Origin of the sequence: Roseovarius amoyensis, from assembly GCF_003260265.1 — a bacterium.
GTDB classification, from domain to species: domain Bacteria; phylum Pseudomonadota; class Alphaproteobacteria; order Rhodobacterales; family Rhodobacteraceae; genus Roseovarius; species Roseovarius amoyensis.
In genome coordinates this window covers 31,695-49,822 of the sequence record NZ_QITQ01000016.1, presented here as the reverse complement: position 1 = coordinate 49,822, position 18,128 = coordinate 31,695, and the positions used below count along the sequence as shown (strand labels likewise).

Genomic DNA, 18,128 nt, shown 5'->3' with positions numbered 1-18,128 from the left:
ACGAGATTTTGCCGCTTGCGGCCTTGGCCCCATCCGACAGGGTGGGGCTTTTTTGTTGCCCTGCAGCCTGTGACACGCTTTTCTGGCAGAAATGCCAGGAGGGCCGCGCATGGCCATAGCAGAACCCGCCTTCACCATCGGCATCGAGGAGGAATACCTGCTCGTTGACCGTGACAGCTTGGAGTTGGCCGAGGCGCCGCCAGGGTTGATGGAGGCCTGCGAGGTCGAACTGGAGGGCCAGGTCGCACCCGAATTCCTGCGCTGCCAGATCGAGATCGGCACCAAGCCCTGCGCGACCGTGGCCGAGGCGCGCGAAGACCTGCGCCGGCTGCGCGCCTGCGTTGCGCGCAATGCCGCCGGGTTCAACCTGGCGCCGATCGCCGCCTCGTGCCATCCGTTTTCCGACTGGCGCGAGCAGAGCCACACCGACAAGGATCGCTATAACGCGCTGCATGACGACCTGGCGGGGGTGGTGCAGCGGCTGCTGATCTGCGGGATGCATGTGCATGTCGGCATAGATCCGCCCGACCGGCGCATCGACCTGATGAACCAGCTTTCCTATTTTCTGCCGCATCTGCTGGCGCTGTCCACCTCGTCGCCTTTCTGGCAGGGGCGCGATACCGGGCTGGACAGTTACCGGCTGACGGTGTTCGACAACCTGCCGCGCACCGGGCTGCCGCCACGAATGGAAAGCTTTGGCGAGTTCGAACGCTCGGTCAGGGTGCTGACTGACCTCGACGTGATCGAGGACGCGTCCAAGATCTGGTGGGACCTGCGTCCCTCGTCGCGGTTTCCCACCATCGAGTCGCGCATCTGCGACGTGCAGCCCCGGCTGGAACATGCGCTGACACTGGCGGCGCTGACGCAGGCAATCACGCGGATGCTGTGGCGCCTGGCCACCCGCAACCAGCGCTGGCGCATCTATGACGGGTTCCTGCTGGCCGAAAACCGCTGGCGCGCCCAGCGATACGGCATCCGCGAAGGGCTGATAGATTTTGGCCGCGGCGAAGTGGTGCCGATAGCCGACCTGATGGAGGAAATCATCGAACTGGTGGCCGAGGACGCGCAGTGCCTGGGCGCCCTGGCCGAGGTCGAGGCAGCGCGCGACATCGTGGCAGGGGGCACCAGCGCCACCCGTCAGCGCCGGGTCATGGTCGAGGCGCTGGAGGCGGGCGACGACAGGCCGCGCGCGCTGCAGGCGGTGGTGCGCCACCTGATCGAGGAATTCAACGCCGACCTGTGAACGCATCGCCGTCTAGCCGGGTCGGGCTCGCCCGGGCGCCAATTCCTGCTTGCAATCCCGCGTTCCGTATTGTTGCTTGGCCCGGCCAGGAAAGAGGAGCAGCGGCACATGCGTATCGGACTATACCCCGGAACCTTCGATCCGATCACGTTGGGGCATATCGACATCATCCGCCGCGCCGCCGTGCTGGTCGACAGGCTGGTGATCGGGGTGGCGATCAACCGCGACAAAGGCCCGCTGTTCGATCTTGAGGAACGGGTGGCGATGATCGAGGCCGAATGCGCCAAGCTGTCGGAACTGACCGGCACCGAGATGGTGGTGCATCCGTTCGAAAACCTGCTCATTCACTGCGCCCACGACGTCGACGCCACGCTGATCATCCGAGGTCTGCGGGCGGTGGCGGATTTCGAGTACGAATTCCAGATGGTGGGGATGAACAGGACGCTGGACAGCTCGGTCGAGACGGTGTTCCTGATGGCCGACGCGCATCATCAGGCGATTGCGTCCAAGCTGGTCAAGGAGGTCGCCCGCCTTGGCGGCGATGTCACCAAGTTCGTCAGGCCGGCGGTCAAAGACGCGCTGCTGCGCAAGCTGAACAAGGGCTGAGCCTTAGCGCCAGAACTGCATCCATTCGATCAGATCGACCAGCTTTCGCGTCAGAAAGATCGTGTTCGCCCAGTCGAAATACTGCCAGTCGACGCCAAGCCCGATCACGATGGCGGCGCCGAGAAGTATGGCAAGCTGGTTGGTCATGGTTGGGCTGTCCGTGGTTCAGGTCCCGCCGACTGTGCCCGGCGGGACGGTCCGGTGCAAGGGTGCTCAGCGCGGGGCGTGTGCGGATGATGCGGGCGCGATCAGGGGCGCGCTGACCAGATCGTCGATCAGCAGCCCCAGCAGTGCGCTGCGCCCAGAGACACCGGCCTTGCGATACACCGCGTTGAGCTGCGATTTGACCGTACCCTCGGCCGAACCGCGCAATGCCGCCGCTTCGGCTATGGAAAGCCCCTTGATGACAAACAGCGCGACGTCGCGTTCCGACGGTGTAAGGCCCCAGGCGTCGAAATGGGCCAGCATGATGTCGTGAAACGCACCCGCCGCGATCGATACCTGGCTTTCCAGGTGCGCCTTGCGCGCCAGCAACCGTAACAGAAACCGTGCTTCGACGATGATCGCCGATGTCAGCGCCAGCACGGCCATCGACTCGATCGCGATATGCAGGTTGAACGCTGCATCGGCGCCCAGAAACTGGATGTCGATAAAGACGTCCCACAGAAAGAACGCGGCGCAGAGCGTCTGCACCACGATCAGCCCGATCAGAATGCCGGGGCGGCCGGAATCCGGGTGTGTCATTGCGAAAGTCTTACGTCCTCGGGAATCGATTTGCGACCCGTAACCATCGCCCGCGCCAGGTTGACGCCGGTGCGGCGGCTTTCCCAGATCACGGCGGCGATGTGCAGAAGTATCGAAACCTCGGCCCAGATTACGAGGATTTCATGCGCCTCCTCGACCCATTCGGCCCCCCAGAACGCGGTCGTTGTCATCATGTGGCCAGTTACCCCGATGGCGATGATCGTGGCCAACAGGTTGAAGATCATCAGCGCACCCAGCGGGGAATGGCCCAGGTGGGCGTGGCGGCGATGGGTGGCGATCTCGGTGATCTGCTGGGTGACGTCGCCCCGCGCGGGGAAAAAGCTGGCAAACCGCGCGGTGGCGGGGCCAACAAAGCCCCAGACGAGGCGCAGCGCCACCAGCGCCAGGACAGCATAGCCGATCCATTCGTGCAGCTTGCTGTCGTCATCGACGATGAGCGCGTTGGCGGCGAACCCGACCACCAGCGACCAGTGAAACAGGCGGATAAACGGATCCCATACCTTGTAGACGGTCATTTTCATGCCTTTCGCAGGAGCGGCGAGGCCGGGGCAATGCAGGCGGCCTCGCGCCGTTGCATCAGTCGTCGAGCTTGGTCTTCACGATGTTCAGCTCGCGGTCGAGATAGATCTCGTAGCGCTGGTTGTCCTTCAGCGCGTAGGCCTCGAAGAGGTCATCCTCGATCTCGATCTTGCGCACTTCATAACCGGCCTGCTCCAGCTTGGAGCGGATGCCGTCGCGGGTCGCGTCGTCGAGGGCGCGCCAGCTGTCGGAGGCCACGGCGGCGGTGCCGGCGGCAATGGCCAGAAGGGTGACGATGATACGGGTCATGGGGTGTCTCCTTTGCGATAGCCCGGGCGGCACGGTGCCGCGCGGTGACACCGATCTGCCATCGGCACGTCGATTTCGCTATCGGAGGAGGGATGCAGAACCGCCCGTTTATGACCAAAGTTCATGCCCGGTTCGGTCAGGCGGTCTGCTTTCCCCAGTGCCGTCCGGGCACCGGGGACAAAATGGGAAGGGTTTGCTTAGCCTAGCCGGCCCATTAGGGCTGCAACGTCGGCCATGCGGCACGAAAAGCCCCATTCGTTGTCATACCATGCCAGCACCCGCACCAGCCGTTTGCCGGTCACGCGGGTCTGGTCGGGGGCAAAGATGGCGCTTTCCTCGGTATGGTTGAAATCGACGCTGACCTTGGGTTCGGGGTCATAGCCCAGAATACCCTTGAGCGGCCCGGCGGCGGCCTCGGCCACCACCTCGTTGACGTTTTGGGCGGTGACGTCGCGCTGTGCGACAAAGGTCAGGTCCACGGCCGAGACATTGGGCGTGGGCACGCGGATGGCAGAGCCGTCCAGCCGGCCCTTGAGGTCGGGCAGGACCTCGCCCAGGGCCTTGGCGGCGCCGGTCGAGGTGGGGATCATCGACATCGCCGCAGCGCGGGCGCGGTAAAGGTCCTTGTGACGGCGGTCCAGCGTCGGCTGATCGCCCGTATAGGCGTGGATCGTGGTCATGATGCCGCTGTCGATGCCAAAGGCGTTGTGCAGCACCTTGGCCACAGGGGCGAGGCAGTTGGTGGTGCACGACCCGTTCGAGATCATCCGCTCGCCCGCCTGCAGGTCCTCGTGGTTGACGCCCATCACGACAGTGCGGTCCACGTTCTTGCCGGGGGCGGACAGCAACACCTTGCCGGCGCCGCGTTCCAGGTGCTTGCCTGCCTTGGTGCCGTCGTTGAACTTGCCGGTGCATTCCAGCACCACGTCAACGTCCGACCAGTCCAGTTCGTCCATGTCATAGGTCGAGAACATCTGGATCGGGCCGGTCCCGAGGTCCATGGTGCCGTCGCCCAGCGTGATCTCGGCCGGCAGGCGGCCGTGAACGCTGTCGTATTTCAGCAGGTGCGCCGCCGTTTCCAGCGGGCCGGTGGCGTTGAGCTTGACGACGCGGATATCCTCGCGCCCGGAGGTGGCAATATGCGCCAGGGTGCAGCGGCCGATACGGCCAAAGCCATTGATGCCGACGGTGATGGTCATTCGCGGTCTCCTGACTGGGCTGAGTTGGCTGTCTCATAGTGCCAACCGCGCCGGGCGGAAAGGGGGGAAGGTTCGCGTTTTCAGGCTGATAGCGATAACTTCGGCCAGGTTGCGCTAACGGGCGGGATGCCGCCGCCCCGGCGCCGCGCTTGACCGGTGCGCGCACCCCCGCTAGCGTTTCCTTGCTCAAGTGGGGTCGCAGTGAGTCGAAACGGTGGGGCCCGCCACTGAAATCGGAACACTTGAGGGTATCATGACCAGAGCGACACCGAAACGGCGGGGACGGGGGGTAAAGCGCACCGGCCCGCAGATTGCCGATGCCTTTCACCAGGCCGCCACGCCCGGGCGCACCCATGCCAGGGTGCTGACGGATGCACAGGTGGCCGAGCTGCGCGACCGCGCGCTGGCGCTGCTGTCTGACTATGGCGTGGTGGTGATCCACCCGCAGGCATATCGCGCCTTGCGGGCCGCCGGCGCGGTTGAAGGGGCCGGCGCCGACCGGCTGCGCCTGCCGCGCGGCATGGTCGAGGCGGCGCTTGCCGCCACCCCGAAATCGGTGCGGTTGTGCGGCAAGACTGCCGCGCGCGATTTGATCCTGCCGCGCGCCGACGGGCAATTCGTGATGCGCACCGGCACCGGCGCGCATGGCTATGTGGCACCGCAGGACACCGCCTATCGCAACACCGACCTCGCGGCAGTGGCCGAGATGGCGGCGGTGGCCGAGGGGCTGGACCAGGTCGGGTTCGTCGCCCATCCCTTTGTTCACGGTGTGCCCGAGGTCTGTGCCGACATCCATTCCTTTGCCCAGATGGTGCGGCGCACGACCAAGCATTGCTGGATCCAGCCCTATGGCAAGGACAACGTCGAATACCTGATGCGCATCGCGGCGGTGGCGGCGGGCGGCGAGGCGGAACTGCGCGCCCGCCCGCTGGCGAGTTGCATCACCTGTTCCTTTACCCCGCTCGAATTCAAGTACATGGATACCGAGTGCATCATCCAGGCCGGGCGCTATGGCCTGCCGCTGCATGCCTGTTCGCTACCATCTGCGGGGGGCTCGGCGCCGCTGACGGCGGCCGGCATGGTGCTGATGTCGGCGGCCGAGATCGTGGCGATGGTGGTGCTGGCGCATGTGCTGGCGCCGGGCACGCCGGTGATCGCCACGCCGCTGATGTTCGCGCTGGACATGGCAACCGGACGGGCGCTGCAATCCTGCCCCGAAAGCATCCGCATGGCGGCGGTGGCGATCCAGCTGATGAAAGAGGGCTTCGGCCTTGTCGCCCACAGCTATGGCATGGGGTCGGACACGCCCGACGCCGATGGCCAGTCGATGGCCGAACGCGCGCTGCTGGGGCAGGCTGTGGCGGGGGCGGGGGCCGACATAATGGGCGGCGTCGGCCAGTTGGAAACGGCGACGGTGTTTTCGCCCGTGCAGGCGGTGCTGGATGACGAGATCGGCGCGATGCTGCGCCGGCAGCTGACCCCGCCCAGGGTGGACGAGGCGGCGATGAACTGGGACGAGGTTTTGGGCATCCGCACCGGCGGGCATTTCCTGGACAGCGCGCAGACGCTGGCGCTGTGCCGTGAACAGCACCGCCCCGGCGTGTTCCAGCGGATGGGGCGTGACGACTATGAAAAGACCGGCCGTTGCACCGCCTTTGACGCCGCGCGCGACCGCGCGCTGGCGCTGATCGCCGAGGCCCCGGAAGGCGGCTACCTGGATGCCGACCAGCAGCGCGAGATCGCCGCCATTGTCACGGCCGGCGAACGGGCGGTGATCGAGGCCACCAGCGGGCGCATGGCTGTCATCTGACCGGGGTCCGAAGGGGCAATTTCACCCTGCCATCGCCGCCCGGCTGTGCTAAGCCATCCATGAGACGAGGCTGAAACGGGCGGAACAATGAGCGGATTACTGGCGCTTCTCGATGATGTGGCGGCCATCGCCAAGGTGGCCGCGACCAGTGTTGACGACATTGCCGCCGCCGCCGGCAAGGCCGGGACCAAGACGGCCGGCGTGCTGATCGACGACGCCGCCGTGACCCCCCGTTATCTGCAGGGATTTGCGCCCGCGCGCGAATTGCCGGTCGTCTGGCGGATCGCCCGCGGGTCTGTCTTCAACAAGCTGGTGATCCTGCTGCCGGTGGCGATGCTGCTGGCGGCGTTCGCGCCCTGGATGATCACGCCGCTGCTGATGATGGGCGGGTGTTACCTGTGTTTCGAGGGGGCGGAAAAGATCTTTCACGCCATCCTTCCCCATGCCGATGCGCGGGTCGAGGCCGACATGTCGGTGCGCGACCCCGGCCGGCTGGAAGAGGAAAAGGTGCGCGGCGCCATCAAGACCGATTTCATCCTGTCGGCCGAGATCATGACCATCGCGCTGTCGGCGATAGAGGTCCCCAATGTCTGGATGCAGGCCGCGACGCTGGCGGTGGTGGGGCTGATGGTGACGGTCGCGGTCTATGGCGCGGTCGGGCTGATCGTAAAGATGGACGATGTCGGCCTTTATATGGCCCGCAACGCCTATACCGGGGCGGTTCGCGGGTTCGGGCACGGGCTGGTCAAGTTCATGCCGGTGTTGCTGAAGCTGCTGACAATCGTCGGCACGGCGGCGATGCTGTGGGTCGGCGGCTCGATCATCCTGCACGGGTTTCACACCTTCCACATCGCCGAGCCGGGCCATACGATAGAGGTGATGGCCCAGGCGGCTGGGGCCGCCGTGCCGCAGGCCGCAGGTGCGGTGACATGGGTGGTGACGGCGGTGCTGGACGGGGTGTTCGGCCTGCTGCTGGGGCTGGTACTGATCCCGGTGGCCACGCGCGTGGTCGGCCCGGTCTGGGCAAAGCTGCGGGGGCGCAAGAGCAGCGGGCACTGAGGCCCGGACTGGCGGCTTGATATTCTGGATTGTGATGGGCGCGCGCCCGGCGTTGCCGCCGGGCGAAACAGTACCCCGGCGTCAGCCCAGCAGGCGGCGCACCTCGTCCGCGACGGCCTGGGCGGTGATGCCGAACTTTTCGTAAAGCTCACCCGCCGGGGCAGAGGCGCCAAAGCTGTCCATGCCGACGAAACCGGCTTTCTTGTCGCGGCCGCGTTCGCCGCAAAGCCAGCGGTCCCAGCCTTGGCGCACCGCGGCCTCGACGCCCACGCGCACCGGTCCGGCGGGCAGAACCCGGCGGCGCACGCTTTCGTCTTGCGCCGCGAACAGCTCAAAACAGGGCATCGAGACGACGCGCGTGCCGATCCCCTCGGCCTGCAGCATCTCGCGCGCTTCCATCGCCAGTTGCACCTCTGACCCGGTGGCCAGCAGGATCGCCTGCCGCTTGCCCTCGGCCTCGGCCAGGACATAGGCGCCCTGGGCGGTGAGGTTCCTGGTGGTATGCTCACGCCGCAGTGTTGGCACGCCCTGACGGGTCAGCGACAGCACCGACGGCGTCGTGGTTGAGCGCAACGCCAGTTCCCACGCCTCGGCCGTCTCGACCGTGTCGCAGGGGCGGAAGACGAGCGTGTTGGGCGTGGCGCGGCTGATCGCCAGATGCTCGACCGGCTGGTGGGTCGGGCCGTCCTCGCCCAGGCCGATGCTGTCATGGGTCATGACGAATACCGTCGGCACCCGCATCAGCGCCGCCAGCCGCATCGCCGGGCGGGCGTAGTCGGTAAAGCACATGAAGGTGCCGCCATAGGGGCGGATGCCGCCATGCAGGGCCATGCCGTTCATCGCCGCGGCCATGCCGTGTTCGCGGATGCCGTAATGGATATAGCGGCCCTTGCGGTTGCCGGTGTCGAACACCCCCAGACCGGCGGTCAGGGTGTTGTTCGACCCGGTCAGGTCGGCCGAGCCGCCCATCGTTTCGGGCATGATCGGGTTGACCACCTCCAGCACCATTTCGCTGGACTTGCGGGTGGCGACCTTGGGCGCCTCTTCGCTGATCTGTTTCTTCAGCGCCTTGATGCGGGCCGACAGTTGCCTGGGCGCCTCGCCGGCGATGACGCGCTCGAACTCGGCCCTCTGACGAGAGCCGGTTTCGGCCAGCCGCTGTTCCCAGGCGGTGCGTTCGGCGGCGCCGCGGCGGCCGATCTCTTCCCATTGCGCCTTGACGTCGGCGGGTACCTCGAAGGGGCCGTAGGGCCAGCCATAGGCCTCTTTGGCGGCGGCAAGCTGATCGGGGTCGGTCAGTGCGCCGTGACCCTTGGAGGTGTCCTGCGCGGCGTGGCCCAGCGCGATATGCGTCTTGCAGGCAATCAGCGAGGGCTTGCGCGCTGCCTTGGCGCGGGTCATGGCGGCGTCGATGGCCTCGGGGTCGTGGCCGTCGATCTCGATCACCTGCCAGCCCGCGGCGCGGAAACGTGCCGGCTGGTCGGTGATGTCGGCAAGGCCGACATGGCCGTCGATGGTGATGTCGTTGTTGTCCCACAGCACGATCAGCCGGCCCAGCCGCTGGCGCCCGGCCAGGGCGATGGCCTCGTGGCTGATGCCTTCCATCAGGCAGCCGTCGCCGGCAATGACCCAGGTGTGGTGATCCACCCGCTTGCGGCCGAAACGGGCGCGCAGCGCCTCTTCGGCGATGGCAAAGCCGACGGCGTTGGAAATCCCCTGTCCCAGCGGGCCGGTTGTGGTCTCGATCCCGGGATGGAGGAAGTTTTCCGGGTGTCCGGCCGTCAGCGCGCCCCATTGACGGAAATTGCGGACCTGCTCCAGCGTCATGCCCTCGTACCCCGTCAGGTAGAGCAGCGAATAGAGCAGCATTGAGCCATGCCCGGCCGACAGGATAAAGCGGTCGCGGTCGGGCCATTCGGGGTTGGCGGCGTCGAAGCGGAGGTGTTTTTCAAACAGCACGGTCGCAACATCTGCCATGCCCATCGGCATGCCGGAATGGCCGGAATTGGCGGCGGCGACGGCATCCAGCGTCAGCGCGCGGATCGCCGTGGCGCGGGACCAGTGGTCGGGATGGGCGGTGCGGAGGGCGGCAATATCCACGGTGCAGGTGTCCTTGATGGCTGCAGGCATGGCGGCTGAATACCAGCCCCGCCCCAAAGTTCAAGCGGCCATGCCCGGCGCGGGCGAAGGGGGGCGCACTTTCCTCATGTTTTCGATAAGCTTGAGGGGCAAGTTCCCACCGGGCGATTCGCCGCGCCACCGCGCGGCGCGGCTGTCTGGGGTGGGTAAAGACAACAAAAAGACGAGAAAGGGATCGGGAGATGAGCGATATCGACGAGCTGCAGGGCCGTATCGCCGCCGCGCTCGACCGGATCGGGCAGGGCATCGACCTGAGGGGGCGGGCCGCCGCGGCCGACCCCGAAGAGCTGGAGACGCTGCGCCGGGATCTGGAAGACGAACGCATCGCCAACGAGCAGTTGAAAGAGCGCATCAAGGTTCTGAAGTCGCGCCGCGAGGCGCTGGAGACCGAACTGACCACCGTGCAGGAGGCCGCGCGCACCGTCGCCCAGCTTGATTCCGAGCTGCAGGGCCTGCGCGAGGCAAACGAAAAGCTGCGCGATATCAACACCCGTCTGCGCGAGGCCAACGCCGCCGGCGTGGCGGAACCCGACCTGATCAACACCGCCATGCTGGCGGAACTGGACGGCGTGCGCGCCGCCCGGGTCGCCGACCGCGCGGAGGCCGGCGCGGTCTATGACGCGCTGGCAGCGGCGATCGCGGGCATCGAGACGGACCAGGGGACAGTTGACGAACAACCGGAGGGGTCGTGATGCCGGAAGTCGAGATCGAGATCGGCGGACGCAGTTTCGAGGTCGCCTGCCAGGAGGGCGAAGAGCACTATCTCAAGAGCGCCGCAAGGATGCTGGACGAGGAAACCTCGGCGCTGACCGCCCAGATCGGGCGCGTGCCCGAGGGGCGGATGTTGCTGATGGCCGGGCTGATGCTGGCCGACAAGACCGCCGGCCTGCAGGACAAGCTGCGCGAGGCCGAGGACAAGCTGCTGGAAAAAGAGGCCGAGCTGGACCAGCTGCGCAACGCCCCGACCGAGACCAAGACGGTCGAGGTGCCGGTGCTGCCCGAGGGCATGGCCGACACCCTGGCCGAACTGGCCGCCCGGGCCGAGGCGCTGGCCGACCAGATCGAGAGCGACGGCGAAACCGGCGCCCCGGCAGAGGACGAAACCGTCTGATCAGGCCCCGGCCCGCGGGCCGGGGTGCGCCTCAGCGCATCCGCAGCGCGCCGTCAAGGCGGATCACTTCGCCGTTCAGGTAATCGCATTCAACGATGAACTGCGCCAGCGCGGCGTATTCGGCCGGGTCGCCCAGCCGTTTGGGGCAGGTGACGTCGGCGGCCAGTTCATCTTGCACCTCGGCCGGCAGCCCGGCCAGCATCGGCGTGCGGATGATCCCCGGCGCGATGGCCATCACGCGGATGCCGTCGCGCGCCAGGTCGCGCGCCATCGGCAGCGACAGCGACGCGATCGCGCCCTTGGACGCGGCATAGGCAGCCTGGCCCTTTTGTCCGTCGAAGGCGGCGACCGAGGCGGTGTTGACGATCACCCCGCGCAGCCCGTCCTGCTGCGGCGTGGTGCGGACGATCTCGGCCGCGGCAAGGCGGGCGACGTTGAAACTGCCGGCGAGGTTGATGTCGATGACCCGGCGGAAACTGTCCAGCGGGTGCGGGCCGGACTTGCCCAGGGTCTTTTCGCCGATAGCGATGCCGGCGCAGTTGACGGCGCAGGTCAGCTGCCCCATCGCCTTGGTCGCAGTCTGGATCGCGGCGGCGACCGATGCCTCGTCGGTGACATCGGTTTCGGCAAAGGTGGCGCCGATTTCATCGGCGATGGCGGCGCCGCGTTTGGCGTCACGGTCGAGAATCGTAACCTGCGCGCCGCGTTTGCGGAACTGGCGCGCGGTCGCCTCGCCCAGGCCCGAGGCCCCGCCAGTGATGATGGCGGCGGTGTCTTCGATACGCATGTGGGGCATCCTTTCGAGGAAATGAACACATGTTCAAATATCCTCGTCGGGCGTGTCTGTCAAAGGGTGCGCGCGTCAGCCGCAGGTGCCGTCGAATGCCTTTGATCGCGCCCGGCCAGGCGGTTCGCCGAAATGTTCGCGATACCAGCGACTGAGCGCCGAGGTTGAGCCGAAACCGCTGGCGAGCGCGATTTCCCTGATCGGCAGCCCGGTCTGCACCAGCAACGACCGGGCGCGTTCCAGCCGCAGGATGCGGTAGATCTGCGGGGGCGAGCTGTCCCGCGTGGTGCGAAAACGGCGTTCCAGCTGCCGGGGCGATATGCCGATGATTTCTGCGATTTCGGTCACGGTCAACACCTCTTCGATGTGGCCGGGCATTATCAGCAGGTGTTCCGGATCGAGGTTTCGACCGCGTGCAGGAACGACCCGGCCGATGAACTGGCCGAGAGCAGCACAAATGTGTCCTCGTCGCTGCGCAGGATGATGCTGCCCAGGTGTTCCATCGAGGTGCGCACGAACTGCCCGACCGCGAATGCCTTTGGGTGCAGGTCGATGGGGCAGATCCGTTCCAGCGCCGCGCAGCAGCCGGGGCCGGTGATTTCCAGCGCGACCCAGCCATCGGTCTGGTCGGTGGTATAGGCCGCCCCGTCCAGCCGCGCGGCGATTGCTGCCTCGGCATCGGGGGTGGCATGGTCGAACAGGATAAACAGCTGATCTGGCGCAAGCCGCAGCAGGCGTTCGCGCCTGTCCTTCGATTGGGCTGATGTGCCCGGCTCGGGCACGGCGCAGCCAAAGGCTTTCTTCAGCGCCGCCCCGGCGGCGTCCTCGGCCCCCAGGGGCAGGGCGGCGGACACGATGGCAAGGTCGGTCAGCTCGCGCAGTCTGACCGGGCCGAAGTCGCGGGAGAACCCGCCCAGCGGGGATGAGGGTGTCAGGACGAAATCAGGCACGCAGACGCTCTCCTGCGGGGTCGACGAAATGGGGCGAGACGATCTTGACCTTCACCTCGTTGCCGCGGACAGGGTTGGTGGCGCGTACCACGTCACCCATGCGGTCCTTGCCGCGGCGGATGAAGCCAAGGCCGATGTGGTGGCCCAGCGAGGGCGAATAGGCGACAGAGGTCATCCAGCCCTGGTCGTTGTCCATCGTCGCCTCGGCGTCGGTGTCGATGAAATGCGCCCCCGCCTGCAGCGGTTGCGAGGGGTCCACCGGCACGAAGCCCACCAGGCGCAGCCCGTCCGGGTCGGACATTTCCGGGCGCTGCGACAGCACCTTGCCGATGCAGTCCTTGCTCTTGCTGATCAGCCCGTCCAGCCCGAGGTTCAGCGCCGTGGTCTGGCCGTTCAGCTCGTTCCCGGCGGCGTGGCCCTTTTCGATGCGCATGACGCCCAGAGCCTCGGTCCCATAGGGCACGGCGTCGAATTCGCGCCCGGCCTCCATCAGCACGCCCATCATCGCGTTGCCATAGCGCGTGGGCACCGCGATTTCATAGGCCAGCTCACCCGAGAACGAGATCCGGAACAACCGCGCCGGCGTGCCGCCGCAGACGGTGACGGAGCCGCAAGCCATGAACGGAAACGCCTCGTTCGAGAGGTCGTGTTCGCTGTCCACCACCTTGCGCAGCAGGTTGCGCGCGTTGGGGCCGGCGACGGCGAATTGCGCCCAGCCATCGGTGGCCGAGATCAGGTGAACGTCCAGCCTCGGCCACAGGCATTGCCGCGCGAATTCCAGCCGCCGGAACACCAGCACCGCGTTGGCGGTCGTGGTGGTCATGACATAGTGGTTTTCATCTAGCCGCGCGGTGGTGCCGTCGTCATAGGCAATCCCGTCCTCGCGCAGCATCAGCCCGTAACGCACCTTGCCGATCGGCAGCTTAAGCCAGGCGTTGGTATAGACATGGTTAAGGAACTCGGCCGCGTCCTTGCCCTGGATGTCGATCTTGCCCAACGTGGTGACGTCGCAGATGCCCACGGATTTGCGGGTCATCTCGACCTCGCGGTCGACGCTGTCGCGCCAGCCTTTCTCGCCCGGGCGGGCATACCATTGCGCGCGCAGCCAGTTGCCGGTTTCGACAAAGGTCGCGCCGTTCTTGCTGGCCCATTCATGCGACGGGGTCAGCCGGACAGGGCGGAAATTCTGCCCGCGCGACCGGCCTGCCAGCGCGCCCAGCGCCACCGGCGTATAGGGGGGGCGGAAGATCGTCGTGCCGGTTTCGGGGATGCTCTTGCCGCTGGCATCGGCGAGGATGGCCAGCGCGTTGACATTCGCCGTCTTGCCCTGGTCGGTGGCCATGCCCAGCGTTGTATAGCGTTTGAGCAGCTCGACCGAGCGGAACCCCTCGCGCCGGGCAAGGTGGATGTCCTTGGCGGTGACATCGTTCTGCATGTCGACCCAGGCCCGCTTGCGGCTGGCGCCGACATGCCACAGGGGGGCGATGTCGCTGCGTTCGTCCGAGGCGCGGGGCAGGGGCGCCTTGCTGGGGGCAAGGCCGATATCGGCCACGATGCTGTTGGCCAGATCGTGCCCATCCTTCAGCGCGGCGGCCAGCGTCAGTTGCCCGCGCGCGGCGCCCGCCACGGTCATGCCAGGGGGCAGGGTGTCACCGGGGACGAAGGCGGCAATATCCTCGTTCCACGCGGGGCGGCCGCGCTGGTGGCAGGTCAGGTGGACATTGGGGTTCCAGCCGCCCGACACGGCCAGGCAATCGGCCTCGATCCGGCTGCCGTCGCTCAGTTGCAGATCGCGCAGGCCCTTGCGGCCGCGCGTGTCGACGACCTGTGCGCCGCGCAGGATGCGCGCGCCGGGCACCTCGGCCGGGGCAGGGCCGTCGCGGGGGTCGATCACCGCGCTGACGCCGACACCGCGCGCGGCCAGGCCGGCCGCCGTGCGCCAGCCGTCGTCATTGTTGGTGAACACCGCCACGCGCTGGCCGGCGGCCACGCCGTAACGGTTGAGATAGGTGCGCACCGCGCCGGCCAGCATCACGCCGGGACGGTCGTTGTTGCCGAACGCGATCGGGCGTTCGGTGGCGCCAGCGGCCAGGATCGCCCGCCGCGCGGTGACCCGCCACAGGATCTGGCGCGGGCGTTCGCCAGCGTCGGCCAAGTGGTCGGTGCAGCGTTCCAGCGCGCCATAGCTGCCGTGATCGAAGGCGCCCCAAACGGTGGTGCGGGTCATCAGGCGTACATTGTCCATCGTCGCCAGTTCGCCCGCCGCCTGCGCCGCCCAGTCTACGCCGGAGGTGTCATCGACCTCGAAGGTTTCGGAATTGAGCCGCCCGCCGGGCAGGAAATCCTCGTCGGCAATGATCACCCTCGCGCCCGCGCGCCCCGCCGCCCGCGCCGCCGCCAGCCCCGCGGGGCCTGCGCCGATCACCAGCAGGTCGCAATGCAGATAGCCCTTGTCATAGCGGTCGGGGTCGTCCTGCATCGACAGCCGCCCGAGGCCCGCCGATGACCGGATCATCGGCTCGTAGACCTTTTCCCAAAAGCTTTGGGGCCACATGAAGGTCTTGTAATAAAAACCCGCCGACAGCAGTGGCGAAAACAGGTCGGTCACCGCCATGAGGTCGTGTTCGAGCGAACCGCGATGGTTCTGGCTGGTGGCGGTCAACCCGTCGAAAAGCTCTGCCACGGTGGCGCGGGTGTTGGGCTCCTGATGGGCGCCGCTGCGCAGCTGCACCAGCGCGTTGGGTTCCTCCGACCCGGTGGTAAATATGCCGCGCGGGCGGTGATACTTGAAGCTGCGTCCCACCAGCCGCCGACCGTTTGCCAGCAGCGCCGAGGCCAGCGTATCGCCTGCATGCCCCCGCATGCCGCGCCCGTCAAAGCGGAAACCAAGCGTCGTGTCACGGTCGATCAGACCGCCCGACGGCAAACGCCAGGGGCCGCTCATCGGTCACGCCCCTGTGCCAGGGCGACATCGCGCGCCAGTTCCGCCGACAGGATTTCATGCGTGGTGGTGTCGCGCGTGACCACCAGCCACGACCGGTCGCCCTGTTCGTGATACCACAGCTCGCGGTGCGGCCCGGCGGGGTTGTCGCGCAGATACATATAGTCGTGAAACGCCTCGGCCGCGTCCGGCGCATCGGGGTCGGGCCGGTCTATCAGCATGGCGTCGCCGAGATAGACGAACTCGGCGGCGTCGCGGGGGCCAAGCAGCGGATGCGGGATGATCATGACTGCTTTCTCCTCAGTGCAGGTTCGGCTGGGCGCCCTGGCCCTTTTCGTCGATCAGGTTGCCCCGCCGGAACCGGTCAAGGCGCATCTGGATGGCGGTGGGGTGGGGCTCGTCGCGGGCCAGCAGATGGGCATAGCAATAGCCCGACGCCGGCGTTGCCTTGAAACCGCCGTAGCACCAGCCGCCGTTGAAATAGAGCCCGTCGATATGGGTGCGGTCGATGAAGGGCGAGCCGTCCATCGACATGTCCATCAGCCCGCCCCATGACCGCAGCAGGCGCGCGCGCCCGATCATCGGCATGATCGCCATGCCGCCCTCGGCCACGTCCTCGATCACCGGCATGTTGCCGCGCTGGGCATAGGTGTTGTAGCCGTCGATATCGCCGCCAAAGACCAGCCCGCCCTTGTCGGACTGGCTGACATAGAAATGTCCCGCGCCGAAGGTGATGACGCCGGGCAGGACCGGCTTCAGCCCCTCGGTGACGAAGGCCTGCAAGACGTGGCTTTCGATCGGCAGGCGCATGCCTGCCTTTGCCATCACCCGGCCCGACGACCCGGCAACGCAGACACCCACCTTGCCCGCGCGGATCGCGCCGCGCGTGGTCTGGACGCCCAGGCATTTGCCATCCTTGATGTCAAAACCCGTCACCTCGCAGTTCTGGATGATGTCGACGCCACGGCTGTCGGCGCCGCGGGCATAGCCCCAGGCCACCGCGTCATGGCGCACGGTGCCGCCGCGGCGCTGGTAAAGCCCGCCCTTGATGGGAAAGCGCGCGTTGTCGAAATCGAGGAACGGCAGTTCGTGGCGCAGCTGTGCCTGATCGGCCAGTTCGGCGTCGGCGCCCGCCAGGATCATCGCGTTGCCCCGGCGCACGAAGGCATCGCGCTGCGGGTCGGAATGGAACAGGTTCAGGATCGAGCGCTGTGACACCATCGCGTTGTAGTTGAAATCCTGCTCCAGCCCCTCCCACAGCTTCATCGAGAACTCGTAGAACGGCTCATTCCCCGGCAGCATGTAGTTCGAGCGGATGATGGTGGTGTTGCGCCCGATATTGCCCGACCCCAGCCAGCTCTTTTCCAGCACCGCGACATTGCGGATGCCGAATTCCCTGGCCAGGTAATAGGCGGTCGCCAGCCCGTGTCCGCCGCCGCCGATGATGACGACATCGTATTCGGGCTTGGGATCGGGTTCGCGCCAGGCCGGTGTCCAGCCCCGGTTGCCGCGCAAGGCCTCGGTCAGAATCCTGAAGGCGGAATATCGCATTTGGGTACCCCCTCGAGTCAGGCTTGCCAATCAGGCTGGACGCGTTTCGAGTCGTTGACTTTCATGAAATGGTCGATTTAATGCATAATATGGACCAAATTGGTGCAGAATTTTCCCGCTACCGGATCGGCGTTCTGCCGATCAAGGGGTTCGCGCTGATGTCCTATGCCTCGACCGTCGAACCGTTGCGGGCGGCCAACCTGCTGGGCGGGGTGCCGTATTATGACGTCGTCAATATCGGCATCGACGACCGCCCGATCCCCAGCTCGGGCGCCGCCCAGGTGGCGCCTTCGGCCGTGGTGGGGGATGAACTGGTGCTCGATTACCTTTTCGTCGTCGCCGGCGGAAATCCGATGGAGTTCTCGGATGCGCGGGTGTTTCGCTGGCTGACCCGGATGGCGCGCTCGGGGGTGCGGCTGGGTGGCGTGTCGGGCGGGCCGGTGATCCTGGCGCGGGCGGGGCTGATGGCCGGCCGGCGGATGACGGTGCACTGGGAACATGCCGCCGCGCTGGCCGAGATGCATCCCGACCTGGTGCTGGAGCGCACGCTCTATGTCATCGACCGCGATCGCGTGACCTGTGCCGGGGGAACGGCGCCGGTCGACATGATGCACGCGCTGATCGCGGGGCATCACGGCGCGCGTTTTGCCCATCGTGTCAGCGACTGGTTCCTGCACACCGAAATCCGCCCCCCCGTGGGGCCGCAGCGCGGCGGGATGGCCAGCCGGATCGGCACCACCAATGCCGCTGTCCTGCAGGCGGTCGCAGCGATGGAAAGCCATGTCGCCGATCCGGTTCCGCTGGGCAATCTTGCCGCGGCTGCGGGGGTTTCCGAGCGCCAGCTCAACCGCCTGTTTCACGGTGTGCTGGGGCGGTCGACGATGCTGGTCTATATCGAGCTCCGGCTTGAAAAGGCCATGAACCTGATAACGAATTCGCCGCTGTCACTGACCGAGATCGCGCTTGCGACCGGGTTTTCCAGCTCGTCGCATTTTTCGCGCCTGTTTACCCGCCATTTCGGCAAACCGCCCTCTGCGTTCCGATAGGCGGATGTTCAGCCCGCCGCGCTGTGGCCGCCGGGACGGACCTGCGCCTTGATTATGCAGCGCCCGCTGCCCGGTTCCCGGCAGCGGAACGCC

19 protein-coding genes are annotated in these 18,128 nt (G+C 66.7%); 7 read left to right on the top strand and 12 right to left on the bottom strand.

All coding sequences use genetic code 11. The features are described from left to right. The first annotated feature begins 109 nt into the window (after positions 1 to 109). Together DL899_RS13525 and coaD are read left to right on the top strand one after the other, a co-directional pair. Entirely contained in the window at positions 110 to 1,243 is a 1,134-nt protein-coding gene (locus tag DL899_RS13525; protein WP_111734892.1) for a carboxylate-amine ligase, read from the top strand. A 108-nt stretch (positions 1,244 to 1,351) separates the two neighbouring features. Next, positions 1,352 to 1,849, top strand: a complete 498-nt coding sequence (gene coaD, locus DL899_RS13520) for a pantetheine-phosphate adenylyltransferase (RefSeq protein ID WP_111734891.1) — start codon at positions 1,352 to 1,354, stop codon at positions 1,847 to 1,849. Positions 1,850 to 1,852: 3 nt separating this feature from the next. Here coaD and DL899_RS19670 read toward each other — a convergent pair whose 3' ends face one another. From DL899_RS19670 to gap, 5 genes are all read right to left on the bottom strand, one after another. Continuing rightward, positions 1,853 to 1,996 carry a hypothetical protein gene (locus DL899_RS19670; RefSeq protein ID WP_204355313.1) on the bottom strand — a complete coding sequence of 48 codons (144 nt, stop codon included), beginning with the start codon at positions 1,994 to 1,996 and terminating at the stop codon, positions 1,853 to 1,855. 66 nt (positions 1,997 to 2,062) lie between these two features. Beyond that, on the bottom strand, positions 2,063 to 2,593 hold the full coding sequence (locus DL899_RS13515) for a helix-turn-helix transcriptional regulator (protein ID WP_111734890.1): 531 nt from the start codon (positions 2,591 to 2,593) through the stop codon (positions 2,063 to 2,065). Next, the gene (locus DL899_RS13510; RefSeq protein ID WP_111734915.1) at positions 2,590 to 3,129 is read right to left on the bottom strand and encodes a cytochrome b/b6 domain-containing protein; all 540 of its coding nucleotides are present in this window, start codon (positions 3,127 to 3,129) and stop codon (positions 2,590 to 2,592) included. The genes DL899_RS13515 and DL899_RS13510 overlap by 4 nt, the downstream gene beginning before the upstream one ends. A gap of 61 nt (positions 3,130 to 3,190) precedes the next feature. After that, positions 3,191 to 3,442 (bottom strand): PepSY domain-containing protein, encoded by a 252-nt coding sequence (locus tag DL899_RS13505; protein WP_111734889.1) that lies wholly within the window; start codon positions 3,440 to 3,442, stop codon positions 3,191 to 3,193. Between the two features lie 197 nt (positions 3,443 to 3,639). After that, positions 3,640 to 4,641, bottom strand: a complete 1,002-nt coding sequence (gene gap, locus DL899_RS13500; protein ID WP_111734888.1) for a type I glyceraldehyde-3-phosphate dehydrogenase — start codon at positions 4,639 to 4,641, stop codon at positions 3,640 to 3,642. Positions 4,642 to 4,894: 253 nt separating this feature from the next. On the opposite strand from gap, the gene DL899_RS13495 reads away from it, so the two are divergent. Beyond that, complete coding sequence (locus tag DL899_RS13495) at positions 4,895 to 6,451, top strand: trimethylamine methyltransferase family protein (RefSeq protein WP_111734887.1); 1,557 nt, start codon at positions 4,895 to 4,897, stop codon at positions 6,449 to 6,451. A gap of 87 nt (positions 6,452 to 6,538) precedes the next feature. Then, a complete protein-coding gene (locus tag DL899_RS13490; RefSeq protein WP_111734886.1) occupies positions 6,539 to 7,510 on the top strand; it encodes a DUF808 domain-containing protein in 972 nt (323 codons plus the stop codon). 81 nt (positions 7,511 to 7,591) lie between these two features. On the opposite strand, the gene tkt is transcribed toward DL899_RS13490, so the two are convergent. Further along, a complete protein-coding gene (gene tkt / locus DL899_RS13485; protein ID WP_111734914.1) occupies positions 7,592 to 9,610 on the bottom strand; it encodes a transketolase in 2,019 nt (672 codons plus the stop codon). A 221-nt stretch (positions 9,611 to 9,831) separates the two neighbouring features. Between tkt and DL899_RS13480 the strand changes: the two genes are divergently transcribed. Then, complete coding sequence (locus DL899_RS13480) at positions 9,832 to 10,341, top strand: hypothetical protein (protein ID WP_111734885.1); 510 nt, start codon at positions 9,832 to 9,834, stop codon at positions 10,339 to 10,341. After that, positions 10,341 to 10,760 carry a cell division protein ZapA gene (locus tag DL899_RS13475; protein ID WP_111734884.1) on the top strand — a complete coding sequence of 140 codons (420 nt, stop codon included), beginning with the start codon at positions 10,341 to 10,343 and terminating at the stop codon, positions 10,758 to 10,760. Before DL899_RS13480 ends, DL899_RS13475 begins: the two co-directional genes overlap by 1 nt. 31 nt (positions 10,761 to 10,791) lie before the next feature. On the opposite strand, the gene DL899_RS13470 is transcribed toward DL899_RS13475, so the two are convergent. From DL899_RS13470 to DL899_RS13445, 6 genes are all read right to left on the bottom strand, one after another. Beyond that, positions 10,792 to 11,547: an SDR family NAD(P)-dependent oxidoreductase gene (locus tag DL899_RS13470; RefSeq protein WP_111734883.1), complete on the bottom strand. Its 756-nt coding sequence runs from the start codon at positions 11,545 to 11,547 to the stop codon at positions 10,792 to 10,794. Between the two features lie 75 nt (positions 11,548 to 11,622). After that, a complete protein-coding gene (locus DL899_RS13465; RefSeq protein ID WP_111734882.1) occupies positions 11,623 to 11,925 on the bottom strand; it encodes a helix-turn-helix domain-containing protein in 303 nt (100 codons plus the stop codon). A 2-nt stretch (positions 11,926 to 11,927) separates the two neighbouring features. Further along, entirely contained in the window at positions 11,928 to 12,497 is a 570-nt protein-coding gene (locus DL899_RS13460) for a sarcosine oxidase subunit gamma (protein ID WP_111734881.1), read from the bottom strand. Then, positions 12,490 to 15,441, bottom strand: coding sequence for a sarcosine oxidase subunit alpha family protein (locus DL899_RS13455; protein ID WP_111734880.1), 2,952 nt, complete (start codon positions 15,439 to 15,441; stop codon positions 12,490 to 12,492). The genes DL899_RS13460 and DL899_RS13455 overlap by 8 nt, the downstream gene beginning before the upstream one ends. Continuing rightward, positions 15,438 to 15,725 carry a sarcosine oxidase subunit delta gene (locus DL899_RS13450; RefSeq protein ID WP_111734879.1) on the bottom strand — a complete coding sequence of 96 codons (288 nt, stop codon included), beginning with the start codon at positions 15,723 to 15,725 and terminating at the stop codon, positions 15,438 to 15,440. Before DL899_RS13450 ends, DL899_RS13455 begins: the two co-directional genes overlap by 4 nt. A 13-nt stretch (positions 15,726 to 15,738) precedes the next feature. After that, positions 15,739 to 16,989 carry a sarcosine oxidase subunit beta family protein gene (locus tag DL899_RS13445; protein ID WP_111734878.1) on the bottom strand — a complete coding sequence of 417 codons (1,251 nt, stop codon included), beginning with the start codon at positions 16,987 to 16,989 and terminating at the stop codon, positions 15,739 to 15,741. Between the two features lie 80 nt (positions 16,990 to 17,069). Between DL899_RS13445 and DL899_RS13440 the strand changes: the two genes are divergently transcribed. Beyond that, a complete protein-coding gene (locus DL899_RS13440; protein WP_239494707.1) occupies positions 17,070 to 18,035 on the top strand; it encodes a GlxA family transcriptional regulator in 966 nt (321 codons plus the stop codon). The last annotated feature ends 93 nt before the right edge of the window (positions 18,036 to 18,128 follow it).

Coding starts and splice junctions, on each gene's coding strand:
- DL899_RS13475 (WP_111734884.1), top strand. CDS start 10,341: ATGCCGGAAGTCGAGATCGAGATCGGCGGACGCAGTTTCGAGGTCGCC.
- DL899_RS13465 (WP_111734882.1), bottom strand. CDS start 11,925: ATGCCCGGCCACATCGAAGAGGTGTTGACCGTGACCGAAATCGCAGAA.
- DL899_RS13440 (WP_239494707.1), top strand. CDS start 17,070: ATGCATAATATGGACCAAATTGGTGCAGAATTTTCCCGCTACCGGATC.
- DL899_RS13445 (WP_111734878.1), bottom strand. CDS start 16,989: ATGCGATATTCCGCCTTCAGGATTCTGACCGAGGCCTTGCGCGGCAAC.
- DL899_RS13490 (WP_111734886.1), top strand. CDS start 6,539: ATGAGCGGATTACTGGCGCTTCTCGATGATGTGGCGGCCATCGCCAAG.
- gap (WP_111734888.1), bottom strand. CDS start 4,641: ATGACCATCACCGTCGGCATCAATGGCTTTGGCCGTATCGGCCGCTGC.
- DL899_RS13510 (WP_111734915.1), bottom strand. CDS start 3,129: ATGACCGTCTACAAGGTATGGGATCCGTTTATCCGCCTGTTTCACTGG.
- DL899_RS13480 (WP_111734885.1), top strand. CDS start 9,832: ATGAGCGATATCGACGAGCTGCAGGGCCGTATCGCCGCCGCGCTCGAC.
- DL899_RS13470 (WP_111734883.1), bottom strand. CDS start 11,547: ATGCGTATCGAAGACACCGCCGCCATCATCACTGGCGGGGCCTCGGGC.
- coaD (WP_111734891.1), top strand. CDS start 1,352: ATGCGTATCGGACTATACCCCGGAACCTTCGATCCGATCACGTTGGGG.
- DL899_RS13450 (WP_111734879.1), bottom strand. CDS start 15,725: ATGATCATCCCGCATCCGCTGCTTGGCCCCCGCGACGCCGCCGAGTTC.
- DL899_RS13525 (WP_111734892.1), top strand. CDS start 110: ATGGCCATAGCAGAACCCGCCTTCACCATCGGCATCGAGGAGGAATAC.
- DL899_RS13455 (WP_111734880.1), bottom strand. CDS start 15,441: ATGAGCGGCCCCTGGCGTTTGCCGTCGGGCGGTCTGATCGACCGTGAC.
- DL899_RS13495 (WP_111734887.1), top strand. CDS start 4,895: ATGACCAGAGCGACACCGAAACGGCGGGGACGGGGGGTAAAGCGCACC.
- DL899_RS19670 (WP_204355313.1), bottom strand. CDS start 1,996: ATGACCAACCAGCTTGCCATACTTCTCGGCGCCGCCATCGTGATCGGG.
- DL899_RS13515 (WP_111734890.1), bottom strand. CDS start 2,593: ATGACACACCCGGATTCCGGCCGCCCCGGCATTCTGATCGGGCTGATC.
- DL899_RS13505 (WP_111734889.1), bottom strand. CDS start 3,442: ATGACCCGTATCATCGTCACCCTTCTGGCCATTGCCGCCGGCACCGCC.